The 11,980-nt window shown below is 74.0% G+C and carries 8 protein-coding genes; 4 read left to right on the top strand and 4 right to left on the bottom strand.

From position 1 onward, the window contains the following. Positions 1 to 1,188, bottom strand: a complete 1,188-nt coding sequence (locus ACIBD9_RS22655) for a low temperature requirement protein A (protein WP_396720522.1) — start codon at positions 1,186 to 1,188, stop codon at positions 1 to 3. Between the two features lie 170 nt (positions 1,189 to 1,358). On the opposite strand from ACIBD9_RS22655, the gene ACIBD9_RS22650 reads away from it, so the two are divergent. The 4 genes from ACIBD9_RS22650 (at position 1,359) to ACIBD9_RS22635 (ending at position 7,835) form a co-directional block, all read left to right on the top strand. Beyond that, the gene (locus tag ACIBD9_RS22650) at positions 1,359 to 2,219 is read left to right on the top strand and encodes a S1 family peptidase (RefSeq protein WP_396720520.1); all 861 of its coding nucleotides are present in this window, start codon (positions 1,359 to 1,361) and stop codon (positions 2,217 to 2,219) included. An 87-nt stretch (positions 2,220 to 2,306) separates the two neighbouring features. Then, a complete protein-coding gene (locus ACIBD9_RS22645) occupies positions 2,307 to 3,332 on the top strand; it encodes a sugar kinase (RefSeq protein ID WP_396720518.1) in 1,026 nt (341 codons plus the stop codon). Positions 3,333 to 3,387: 55 nt separating this feature from the next. Beyond that, on the top strand, positions 3,388 to 3,993 hold the full coding sequence (locus ACIBD9_RS22640) for a bifunctional 4-hydroxy-2-oxoglutarate aldolase/2-dehydro-3-deoxy-phosphogluconate aldolase (RefSeq protein WP_396720516.1): 606 nt from the start codon (positions 3,388 to 3,390) through the stop codon (positions 3,991 to 3,993). Between the two features lie 128 nt (positions 3,994 to 4,121). Continuing rightward, positions 4,122 to 7,835, top strand: coding sequence for a S8 family serine peptidase (locus tag ACIBD9_RS22635; protein WP_396720514.1), 3,714 nt, complete (start codon positions 4,122 to 4,124; stop codon positions 7,833 to 7,835). Between the two features lie 60 nt (positions 7,836 to 7,895). On the opposite strand, the gene ACIBD9_RS22630 is transcribed toward ACIBD9_RS22635, so the two are convergent. The 3 genes from ACIBD9_RS22630 to ACIBD9_RS22620 are packed head-to-tail and all read right to left on the bottom strand — an operon-like array spanning position 7,896 to position 11,916. Then, positions 7,896 to 10,037, bottom strand: a complete 2,142-nt coding sequence (locus tag ACIBD9_RS22630) for a penicillin acylase family protein (RefSeq protein WP_396720512.1) — start codon at positions 10,035 to 10,037, stop codon at positions 7,896 to 7,898. Beyond that, on the bottom strand, positions 10,034 to 10,858 hold the full coding sequence (locus ACIBD9_RS22625) for an ABC transporter ATP-binding protein (RefSeq protein WP_396720510.1): 825 nt from the start codon (positions 10,856 to 10,858) through the stop codon (positions 10,034 to 10,036). The genes ACIBD9_RS22630 and ACIBD9_RS22625 overlap by 4 nt, the downstream gene beginning before the upstream one ends. 29 nt (positions 10,859 to 10,887) lie before the next feature. Further along, positions 10,888 to 11,916, bottom strand: coding sequence for a FecCD family ABC transporter permease (locus ACIBD9_RS22620; RefSeq protein ID WP_396720508.1), 1,029 nt, complete (start codon positions 11,914 to 11,916; stop codon positions 10,888 to 10,890). Positions 11,917 to 11,980 lie beyond the last annotated feature (64 nt).

The following is an 11,980-nucleotide window of genomic DNA, read 5'->3' as shown; positions in this document are numbered from 1 at the left end:
TCATCCGGCGCGCGGTCGGGGTCCGAGCCCTCGTCTCGTTTCCCGGCTGCCGCTCCTGGGGAGCAGGACGTGCACGGCCAGCCCGAGGGCCACGATCGCGGTGACCAGCACCGGTGGCCAGCCGCCGGCCCAGGGCAGCAGCAGCAGGGGCAGCAGTTGCGACGCCAGTCGCCCCCACGGCACGCGGGCGGAGAGCAGGTAGGCGAACAGTGCCCGGCCGAGCACGAACACCAGCGGTCCGCCGATGATCAGCATCAGCCATCGCACCGGTGTCGTTCCGGTCGGCCGGTCGACGACCAGATCGAAGGAGGCCGCCGTGACGAGCACGCCGACCAGGAGCACCAGATGGGTGTACGGAGCGATCCGGGTGGACCGGCCGGGCACCGACTTGGCCGAGGTTTCGAGCAACTCGCCGGCCCGATAGACGTAGATCTGCCACAGCAGCAACATGATGGCGAACGCGCAGAGCAGGGCGGCGATTCTGAGGCGGTCGAAATCGCTGCGGCTGACCTCCAGGGTGGGCACCAGGATGATGTCGCCGAGGGCCAGGATGACGAACTGCTGGTACCGCTCGCCCAGGTGCCCGGTGGTCCGGTCGTACTGGTCGAGAGGCACCCGGCCGAGCCGCGGTGTGGGGTAGCGCGCCGCCGCGGAGATCAGGTCGATGGCGATCGCGGCGGTCCAGAGCCACCAGCGCGCGGTGAAGGCCATCGCTCCGACGATCCAGAGGACGCCGGACACCAGGAACCAGAACAGGAACCGGCTGGCTCGCGCCATGGCCGCGCGGTGCTGCTGCCGGTACAACGTGGTGACCAGGACGATGCCGCGCACCACATGGGTGCCGACGTAGGCGAGCGCGAAGGCCAACGACTGCCCTGCGGTGACCATCGGCAGCGATGCCGCCATTCCCACCGACCCGACCATGGCGACCATCAGGATGGCCTGGATGGGACGCTGCTGCGGGTCGTAGAACTCGGTCGTGGTGGTGGTGACCGACCAGGTCCACCAGATCGCGACCAGCATCAGCGCCACCGCCGCGCTGCGGGCCCAGGACTCCTGGTCGGCGAGGAGCTTCGAGGTCTGCGCGAGCGCGGCCACGAAGACCACGTCGAAGAGCAGCTCCAGTAGCGTCGCCCGGGTCGACCCGTCCAGACGGCGTACCAGTGCCGCGCCGCCTCCGGTGGTCATGCCCGGCCTCCCGCCGTGTCTCCGAGGATTATCGGCGGTGCCGGTGCGGCCCGTCCCCGGATCGGCGATTCCCGCCCGTCGGGCAAGAGGGCGGTCGGAGGTTGCCACGGCGTCGGACACCGGGCGATGCTTGACCGCATCCATCAATCTCGATTTCGTCGGAGGTTCGGATGCGCCGTTCCCCGCTGACCGCCCTCGCCCTGACCATCCTGCTGCTCGTCGCGCCCGGCGCGGCGCAGGCGGCCGTCCCCGAACGGGCCGCCGCGACCGCCGTCGACGCGGCGGCCACGCTGGCCGGGGTACGCACCGCGGGCACCGCCTGGGGTCTCGACCCCGCCACCGGCCGGATGACCCTCACCGTCGACGACACCGTGACTCCCAGCGAACTGACCGCACTGCGGGCGGTGGCGGACCGCGCCGGCGTGTTGCTGCGCCGCGAACCCGGAACGCTGCGTCCCCTGATCGCCGGCGGGCAGGGCATCTACGGCGGCGGCGCGCGCTGCTCGCTCGGTGCGAACGCGCGCAGCGGCAGCACCTACTACGTGATCACGGCCGGGCACTGCACCACCGCCGCCGCCACCTGGTACGCCGACAGCGCCCAGACCACCGTGCTCGGCACCCGCACCGCCACCAGCTACCCCACCAACGACTACGGGCTGATCCGCTACACCGGTCGGATCGCCCACCCGAGCGCGGTCTACACCTACCCCGGCCTGCTGACCATCAACGGCCCCGGCAACGCGTACATCGGTCAGGCCGTGTGCCGCAGCGGCAGCACCACCGGGGTGCGCTGCGGCACGGTCACCGGTCTCAACCAGACCGTCAACTACTCCACCGGCGTGATCTACGGCCTGATCCGCACCAACATCTGCGCCGAGCCGGGGGACAGCGGCGGACCGCTCTACGTGGCCTCCACCGGCACCGTCCTCGGCATCCTCTCCGGCGGCACCGGCAACTGCACCGCCGGCGGCACCACCTACTACCAGCCGATCGCGGAGGTGCTGGCCGCGTACGGGCTGACGTTGCCCTGAGCGTCGATACGCGACGGGTTGCCCGTCCCGCGCGGGAGACCTAGGCTCGGCGACGCCCAGCACCCCAGCCGCGAGGACGTGTGCCCGATGCCGACCGACCCCCGACCTGACCAGGCGAGCGTCCCGGCCGGTCTTCCGTCGGTCGAGGTGGCCGCGGTGGGGGAGACGATGGTGGTGCTCTGCCCCGCGCCCGGTGAGCCGTTGGAACACGCCGAGCGGGTCGCGGTGTCGGTCGGCGGCGCCGAGTCCAACGTGGCCGGTTACCTGGCCCGCCTGGGACACCGGACGAGCTGGGTGAGCCGGGTCGGCGACGACCCCTTCGGTCGGGCCGTCGTCCGGCACGTCGCCGCCGCCGGCGTCCGCGTCGACCAGGTGTGCGTGGACCCGGCCGCCCCCACCGGCCTGTACGTCAAGGATCCGGGCCCGGAGGGGACCGCCGTGCACTACTACCGGGCCGGGTCGGCGGCCGCCCGGATGGACCCCGCCACGCTGGCCGACCCGGCGCTGGCCGGTGCCCGGGTGCTGCACCTGTCCGGGATCACCCCGGCGCTCTCCGCCTCCTGCCGAGCGCTTGTCGAGCACGCGGTGACCGACCGACCGCTGGCCGGGTCGCTGATCAGCTTCGACGTCAACCACCGGGCCCGGCTGTGGTCCGCCGAGCAGGCCGCGCCGGTGCTGCGCGACCTCGCCAACCGCTGCGACCTCGTCTTCGTCGGGCAGGACGAGGCGGAAACCCTCTGGGGCGTCACCGACCCGGCGGCCGTACGCGAGCTGCTGCCCGCTCCGGAGACGGTGGTGGTCAAGGACGGCGCGGTGGGCGCCACCGCACTGGTCCGCGATGCCGAGCCGGTCTTCGTGCCCGCCCCCCGGGTGACGGTGGTGGAGCCGGTCGGCGCTGGAGACGCCTTCGCCGCCGGCTACCTGGCCGGGCTGCTCCGCGGCCTCGACCCCGTGCGGCGCTTGCGCCTCGGTCACCTCGTCGCGGCGCAGGCCCTGACCAGCAGCGGCGACAACGCCCCGGTGCCGCCGTGGGCCTGGTTCGAGAAGCTCATCGACGCCCCCGCCGACGCCTGGTCGCCGCTCGACCTGACCGGCCCGGGAGCGACGACCTGAGCCGGGCCGCCGGCCAGCAGCAACAGTTTCACCGCGACCCTGGATGGAGTGCACCATGACCACACCGGACTTCGACCACATCTTCGGCGGCGCCCGGGTGATGGCGATCCTGCGCGGCCTGCCGGTCGCCGAGACCGTTCGGCTCGCCGAGCGTGCCTGGGACCTCGGCATCGACGTGGTGGAGGTTCCGGTGGCCACCGCCGACGCGGTGCCGGCGCTGCGGGCCGCCGTCGAGGCGGGGGCCGAGCGTGACCGGATCGTCGGCGCCGGCACCGTGCTCGATGTCGACCAGGTCGCCGCGGCGGCCGACGCGGGTGCCCGGTTCACCGTCGCGCCCGGCCTGGACCTCGCGGTCGCCGACGCCGCCGCCGCGCGTGGCCTGCCGCACCTGCCCGGCGTGGCCACCCCCACCGAGGCCCAGCAGGCACTGCGGCACGGTCTCACCTGGCTCAAGGCGTTCCCCGCCATCTCCCTCGGGCCGGCCTGGTTCAAGGCCGTGGCCGGCCCGCTGCCGCAGTTGCGCTTCGTCGCCACCGGTGGCCTCGACGCCAGCAACGCCGGCGCGTTCCTGCACGCAGGCGTACGTGTGGTGGCGGTCGGCTCCGCCCTCTCCGACCCCACCCAACTAGACGCCCTCGCCAAGCTGACCCGTTCCTCCTGATCCATTCCCCTCCCGCCGGGTGGCGGGGTTGCGCCATGGCGTAAGTGCGTCGGGGTGCGGTGCGCGGTTGGGGTGGGCTCTGCGTCGATGCTGTGGTGCGTACCACTTCTCGACACAAAGAGGTCATCGTGACTCTGTCTCACCGGCGCCGCCGATCCGGGCTGATCGCCCTCGGCGCCGCCCTCACCCTGGCGGCCGGGTTCACCCCACCCGGCGCGGGAGCGGCCGCCGCCCCGCCGAGCAACCCTGACCGCCCAGCGGGCCAGCCCCCGGCCGCCGCCGGACGCGCGTCCACCGTCACCCTGATCACCGGTGACACGGTCACCGTCACCACCGCGGCGGACGGCAGCACGGTGTCGACCGTGCGCCGGCCGGACGGCAGCACCCCGAGCTTCCACCGCACCGTGCGCGACGGCGACACCTACGTCTACCCGGACGCGGCGCTGTCCTATGTGACCAGCGGGGTGCTGGACCGGCAACTGTTCAACGTCACCGACCTCATCGCCGACGGCTACGACGACGCGCACACCGACGCGCTTCCGCTGATCGTCACGATGACCGACGCGGCGGCCCGCAACCGCACCCGCCCCGTCGTGGACGGCGCCGAGCTGGTCCGACCGTTGGACAGCGTGCAGGGCGCGGCGCTGACCCGTCAGCGCGCCACCGCCGAGCGGTTCTGGACCGCGCTCACCGCCGGCTCCAGCCGGCGTACCGGCGACGCCCCGACCCTGGCCAACGGCATCGCCAAGGTCTGGTTGGACGGCCGCGTGCACGCCGACCTGGCCGAGTCCACCGCGCAGATCGGCGCGCCGAAGCTGTGGGCCGAGGGCAACACCGCCACCGGTGTCGACGTCGCGGTCCTCGACTCTGGGGCGGACGCCGAACACCCGGACCTCGTCGGCCAGATCGCCGAGTCCAGCAGCTTCGTGCCCGCAGAGCCCGACATCCTCGACTACAAGGGCCACGGCACGCACGTGGCCTCGACGATCGCCGGCACCGGCGCCGCGTCCGGTGGCACCGAGCGGGGCGTCGCCCCCGGCGCGCGGCTGCACATCGGCAAGGTGCTCAACAGCGAGGGCAGCGGACAGGACTCGTGGATCATCGCCGGCATGGAGTGGGCGGCCCGCGAGCAGAAGGCCCGGGTGGTCAGCATGAGCCTGGGCGGTGAGGCCACCGACGGCAGCGACCCGATGAGCCAGGCGGTCGACCGACTCAGCGCCGAGACCGGCGCTCTCTTCGTGATCGCTGCCGGCAACAGCGGCCCGGCCACCATCGGCAGCCCGGGCGCCGCCAACTCCGCGCTCACCGTGGGTGCCGTCGACAACACCGACCACCTCGCCGACTTCTCCAGCCAGGGCCCGCGCGCTGGCGACGGCGGGCTCAAGCCCGAGATCACCGCCCCCGGCGTGGACATCCTGGCGGCCCGCTCGCACCTCGTGCGGGGCGGCTCCGGGGACTACACGCTGATGAGCGGCACCTCGATGGCCACCCCGCACGTGGCCGGCACGGCCGCCCTGGTCGCCGCCGCACACCCGGAATGGACCGGTCAGCGGATCAAGGAAGCGTTGGTCAGCACGGTCAAGGCCACCCCCGAGTACACCCCGTACCAGGCGGGTGCCGGCCGGGTCGACGCGGTCGCCGCCGCGCACGCCACCGTCTTCGCCACCCCGAGCGCCTACTCCGGCTTCCAGGCGTGGCCGCAGCAGCCGGGCATGACCGTCGACCGTACGGTCACCTACACCAACGTCGGCAGCGCGCCGGTCGCCCTGAAGCTGGCCCTCGACGCGGCCACCGCGCCGGCCGGCCTGTTCGCGCTCTCCGCCGACCGGGTCACCGTGCCGGCGGGCGGCACCGCCACCGTGACGGTGACCGCCGCGTACGACAAGCTGCCGGTGGAGAAGCAGGTCAGCGGCATGGTCGTCGCCACCGACGACGCCGGTGCGGTGCGCGGTCGCACCCTGATCGGCGCCGGCAAGGAGGGCCAGCGGCAGAACCTGACGCTTGTCGCCAAGGACCGGGACGGCAAGCCGCTCGTCGGCAAGGTCATCCTCACCACCGACACGCTGTTCACCGCCGTGGACCTGCCCGAGGGCGGCACCGCCACGCTGCGGCTGCCGGTGGCGAGCTGGAACGGTTGGATCTCCGCCGACGTGCGTGGCGCGCACGGGCCGCACTCCAAGGGCATGGCGATGCTCAGCTTCACCGACGTCAACCTTGACCGGGACCGCACCGTCACCCTGGACGCGCGGGCCGCCCGACAGGTGCAGGCCCGGGTGCCGCAGGAGGCCACCGCCAGCGCGCTGCGGATGGACATCCACCGGTCCACGAAGAACGGTCTCACCGAGAGCCAGGTGCTGCCCGACGACTCGTACGACAGCATGTGGGCGTTGCCGACGAGCCGTCCGGTCACCGACGGCGAGTTCGAGTTCGGTGCCCGGTGGCGGCTGGAGCAGCCGGCCCTGACCGTCTCGACGGGCGGTCGCTCGTACGACGATCTGCTGGTGAAGCGGGCGAACCCGGCGCTGCCGGCCGGTCGTCACCAACTGGACGCGGTCTACGTCGCTGACGCGTCGGCGGCGGGGCTGGCCAAGCGGCCGGTCCGGGACCGGGCCGTGGTGGTGCGCCGCAGTGACAGCGTGGACATCGCCACCCAGGCGCAGGCCGCCGCGGCGGCCGGGGCCAAGCTGCTGCTCGTGGTCAACGACGGCGTCGGTCGGCTCCAGCCCTGGGACGAGGCGCCGTGGAGCCCGGAGAGCCCGGCCCCGGTGACCGTGGCCACGCTCGGCGCCGACGAGGGTGGGCAGCTCATCACCGCGCTGGAGCGCGGCGCGGTGCGGCTCACCGTCGAGTCGCACCCGGAGACCACCTACCTGTACGACGTGGCGCACCACTGGACCGGCACGGTGCCGGCCGACCCCACCTACCGGCCCACGGAGCGGCAGTTGGCCCGGGTCGACGTGGAGTTCCGCAACTACCGGCAGGGCAAGGCGCTGGAGTTCCGCACCGACGTCTGGCGCGGCTGGGCGTCGAGCAACCAGGAACCGGCCCCGGCGCAGGGCCGGCGAACCGACTGGGTGAGCGCCGACCAGCGGTGGATCGACGACGCGTTCATCGCCGGCGAGACCGGTCAGCACCTGCAGGCGGTGACCACGTACCCGGCCGGCAAGCCGAGCGCCGTCACCTGGTTCGGGCCGATCCAGCGACCCCGGATGGGTGGAAGCTACGTGCCGGTCCGCTACCTCGACACCGTCTACCTGCCCGCGCCCGGGTGGGGCGACGGGGGCGGCCACATCGGTGAGGCGTACGCCAACTTCGACATGGTCAACCGGACCACCCTCTACCAGGGTGACAAGGAGCTGAACTGGGGTAACGCCGAGTACCTCCAGGTCTCCGGGCTGGCTCAGCAGCGACTGCCGTACCGGCTGGTGGTGGAGAACGACCGGGCCGCCTGGACCAACCCGTACTCCCGGCAGACCCGCACCGAGTGGGGCTTCCACTCGGCGGTCACCGGGGAGGAGTCGGCCGAGGTGCTGCCGATGATCCAGCTGGACTACCAGGTGGCCATCGACTCCGCCGGCAGGGCGTCGCGGCGAGCACCGCTGACCGTGGTCGCCTCCCACCTGCCCGATGTCACGGGCAGGATCGGCGCGGTGACCGTCGAGGTGTCCTACGACGACGGGGCGACCTGGCAGAAGCAGCGGTTGACCCGGCACGGCGACGGCTGGCGTACCTCGTTGGCCGCACCGGCGAAGGCCGGCTTCGTGAGCCTGCGCACCACCGCGCGGGACACCGCCGGCAACACCGTGAGCCAGAGCATCACCCGGGCGTTCGGCCTGCGCTGACGCCACGGTGGCCGGCCGCCGCTCGGGGTGCCTCGCGCACCCCGGCGGCGGCCGGTGCCGTCAGTGGAGTTCCTCGACGAGGCGGTCCCAGTCCGTCACGACCGGGAGCAACTCACCGGCCAGCCAGGCGGGGCTCTGGTCGTCGTGGTGCGGGTCGCCGGGCACCCCGCAGGCGCCCAGCGGGACCACCCACCGGCTGTCCGAGCGGCGGGCCAGGTTCCAGACGAAGCGCGCCGCCGGCCCCCGGAAGCACCAGTGGGTGACCCCGGGCACGCTGGAGGTGGCCAACACGCAGTCGTGGTCACCGTCGAGCCGGGGGCCGGGCCCGGCGTCCGGGCCGGGCAGGGCCCGCCACGGCGCCAGCCGGTGCAGGTCCCCCCAGGGCACCTGGCCGGCCGCCGCGTCGCCGACCTCCTCGGCCGCCGCGCGTACCAGCGCGGTGATGTCCACACCGGGCAGCGGGGTCGCGCCGAGCAGGTGCTCCAGCGCGTGACCGACGCGCGGCGTCAGCGCCAACCAGGGCGCGAACACCTCGGGGTACGCGGGCAGCTCGGCGAGCGCGGCCAGCGTCGGGTGGGCGGCGATCCGCCGTACGACAGCCGCCCGCAGGATGGCGTAGGCCGCCGCGTCCGTGCTGTCGGCGGCCATCCGGCGATCCCAGCGCAGCAGCCGTTCGCGCAGCGCGGCAGCGGCCGGGCCGAGCCCCGTCGACTCGGCGAGGACGGCCAGCAGCGGCCCGGCCGCACCCAGGTAGGTGTCGGTGTGCACAGTGGCCATCCCGTCGGCCGTCCAGGCCGAACCGGCGTCGAGCAGCTCGGCGATGCGGTGCGCCCGGTGCGGTGGGGCGAACTCCACCCCGAGCGGCGCCGCCAGCCCGCGCTCGTTGGCCATCACCGCCCGACCGACCACCTCGGCGCGGGGCATCGGCGCGTACCAGCCCTTCCAGGCGTGCGCGGCGTCCCACCCGGGGACCACCCGCCGGCCGTTGTCCGGGTGCCGCACCGGCACCGCCCCGGCGACCCGGTGCAGCAGCCCTCCGGCGGTGTCCGCCGCCTGCACCACGTTGACCGGCTCCACCCAGTGCCGCAGCGCGTGGTCCACCTCGGCCACGGTACGGGCGCGCAGCAGCTCCGGCAGCGTCGCGAGACCGAGGTCACCCCGGACTCGGGGCGGGTAGCGCAGGCTGACGGCCGTCTCGTCGTCCGGCCCACCGGCGATCACCGGACCACGGTCGGTCTCCACCACCTCGACCTCGACCGGGTCGGCCCCGGCCACCTCGATCGTCTCGACGTGGCGGTGCACCGGACGCCAGCCGTCCGGGCCGAGCGCCTGCACCCGGGTGCCGTCGCGGCGCAGCCGCTCCGCGTACACGTCCTGGTAGTCGGCCATCGCGTTGGTGATCGCCCAGGCCACCCCGCCGGTGTGCCCGAAGTGCGCGATGCCCGGCACGCCCGGCACCGCCAGCCCGACCACGTCGTACTCCGGGCAGGCCAGCCGGATCTGTTGGTAGACACCGGGATCCTCGATGAACCGGTGCGGATCGCCGGCGAGCAGCGCGGCCCCGGTGCCGGTGCGCTCGGCGGCGAGCAGCCACCCGTTGCTGCCGGCCACGGCCGGCCCGTCGGTGGCGAACAGGTCGACCGCGTCCGGCCCGAGCCGCTGCGCCACGTGCTCGCGCCAGAGCTTGCCGGGGAACCCCGCGAACAGGATGTGGTGGCCCAGCCAGACCGCGAGCGGTGTCCACGGCTCCCACCGGCCCGGCCGCAGCCCGGTGGCGGCGAACTCCGGCGACCGGGCCGCCCCGGCGGCGAGACCGGCGTTGAGGCCGTCCACGTAGGCGCCCACCCACTCGGCGGTCGCCGGGTCCAGCGCCGCGTGGCAGCGGCGTGCGGTGTCGTCGAGCCGGACCTGCCGGACGAACCGGTCCCAGCCGAGCGCGTCGGGGCCGAGGAACGCCGCGCTGGTGCCCCGGGCCCGGTGCCGTTCCACCTCGATCTGCCAGGCCCGGTCGTACGCGGTCACCCGGCCCTGCGCCGCCGCCAGCGCGAGCGGGTCGTCGGCTCGCAGGTGCGGCACCCCCCACGGGTCACGGAAACGCCGGGCGGGGTTCCGCCCACCGGTGCGCTCGCTCGCGCCACCGCTTCGCGGCGGCGCGAGCGCCTCGCTGCTGTGCTTGCTGGTTCGCTCGCTGCGCTCGCTCACGCCGGCTCCGGGGCCAGGGTGGTGGCGCGGCGGCGGGCCGCCGGGACGACCAGCGGGGTGCCCGACTCCGGGTCGTCGATCACCCGGCAGGGCAGCCCGAACACCTCCGCCACCAGGTCGGCGGTGACCACCGACGCCGGATCGCCGGCGGCCACCACGCGTCCGTCGCGCATGGCGATCAGGTGGGTGGCGTAGCGGGCCGCGTGGTTCAGGTCGTGCAGCACCGCGACAAGCGTGCGGCCCTGCTCCTCGTGCAGCCGGGCGCAGAGGTCAAGGATCTCGATCTGGTGGGCGATGTCGAGGTACGTGGTCGGCTCGTCGAGCAGCAGCAGGGGCGTCTGCTGGGCCAGCGCCATGGCGATCCAGACGCGCTGCCGCTGCCCGCCGGACAGCTCGTCCACCGCCCGGTCGGCGAGGTCGTCGACCCCGGTCGCGACCATCGACTCCTCGACCACCCGTTCGTCCTCACGCGACCACTGCCGCAGCAACCCCTGGTGGGGGTAGCGGCCCCGGGCGACCAGTTCGGCGACGCTGATGCCGTCCGGCGCGATCGACGACTGCGGCAGCAGGCCGAGCGTACGGGCCACCTTGCGGGCCGGCAGGTCGTGAATGTCCCGTCCGTCCAGCAGCACCGCACCGGCGCTGGGGCGCAGCATCCGGGACAGTGCCCGCAGCAGCGTCGACTTGCCGCACGCGTTCGGGCCGATGATCACGGTGAAGGACCGGTCGGGCACCGCCACGGTCAGGTTCTCGGCGATGGTGCGCTGGTCGTAGGCGAGGGTCAGCGCGGTGCCGCCGAGCCGGGAGTCGCCGGGTCGCATGGGTGCTCCTTCGAGGGCATCAGGGGTGTTCACAGCCGGCCCGCCCGACGTTCCATCGCCAGCAGCCAGACCAGGTAACCGCCACCGATCACGCCGGTCACCACGCCGACCGGGAGTTGGTGCCCGGCGAACGCGCGCTGCGCCAGCAGGTCGGCCCCGACCAGCAGCGCCGCGCCGACGGCCATCGACGGCAGCAGGTTCGGGCCCGGTGCCCGGGTCAGTCGTTTCGCCACGTGCGGGGCGACGAGCGCCACGAAGGACACCGGCCCGGCGGCGGCCGCCGCGAACGAGACCAGCAGCACGGCGGCGGCGAGCAGCACCAGGCGCAACCGGCGTACCGGCACGCCCAGCGCACTGGCCGCGTCGTCGCCCAACTCCATCATCCGCAGCGCCGGGGCGCAGCCGACGAGCACCAGCGGCGCCAACACGACAAGGACCGCGAGCAGCGGCCCGGCGTTGGCCCAGCCCCGCCCGTCCAGGCTGCCGGTGAGCCAGAGCACCGCGCGGGCGGCGTCCATCAGGGGCGCCCGGGTCAGCAGGTAGCCGTTGACGCCGGTCAGGATCGCGGCCACCCCGATGCCGACCAGGATGAGCCGGTAACCGTGCACCCCGCGCCGCCAGGCGAGCGCGTAGATCACCAGGCCGGTGCCGAGCCCACCGACGACCGCCGCGCCGGCCAACGCCAGACTGCCGCCGCCGAGGACGACCACCACCAGCGCCCCGGTCGACGCGCCCTGGGTGAAGCCCAGGATGTCCGGGCTGCCCAGCGGGTTGCGAACCAGCGACTGGAACACCGTGCCGGCGAGAGCCAGCGCCGCACCGACCAACAGGGCCGTGACCAGCCGGGGCAGACGCAGGTCGAACACGATGAACTGCTCCGCCAGGGTGCCGCCGCCGGTCAGCGTGCGCAGCACGTCCGCTGGCCCCATCGGGTAGTCACCACTGCCCAGGGCCACCAGACCGAACCCGGCCGCGAGCAACGCCGCGCCGGCCCCGACGCCCAACGCCCGGGGCCGGAACCGCAGCGACAACCCCCCAGGTGTACGAATGACAGTCACGCCATCGCTCCGCTTCGCTCCGCGCCGGCGCGACGCCCCACAACACTGAGCCTGCTGGTTCGCT

The sequence above is a fragment of the Micromonospora sp. NPDC050784 genome, from assembly GCF_044456765.1.
In the GTDB taxonomy this organism is placed as follows: Bacteria; Actinomycetota; Actinomycetes; order Mycobacteriales; family Micromonosporaceae; genus Micromonospora; species Micromonospora foliorum.
Note: the sequence above shows the minus strand (reverse complement) of the source record. Positions and strands in the feature narration are given on the sequence as shown.

Coding starts and splice junctions, on each gene's coding strand:
- ACIBD9_RS22655 (WP_396720522.1), bottom strand. CDS start 1,188: ATGACCACCGGAGGCGGCGCGGCACTGGTACGCCGTCTGGACGGGTCG.
- ACIBD9_RS22650 (WP_396720520.1), top strand. CDS start 1,359: ATGCGCCGTTCCCCGCTGACCGCCCTCGCCCTGACCATCCTGCTGCTC.
- ACIBD9_RS22645 (WP_396720518.1), top strand. CDS start 2,307: ATGCCGACCGACCCCCGACCTGACCAGGCGAGCGTCCCGGCCGGTCTT.
- ACIBD9_RS22640 (WP_396720516.1), top strand. CDS start 3,388: ATGACCACACCGGACTTCGACCACATCTTCGGCGGCGCCCGGGTGATG.
- ACIBD9_RS22625 (WP_396720510.1), bottom strand. CDS start 10,858: ATGCGACCCGGCGACTCCCGGCTCGGCGGCACCGCGCTGACCCTCGCC.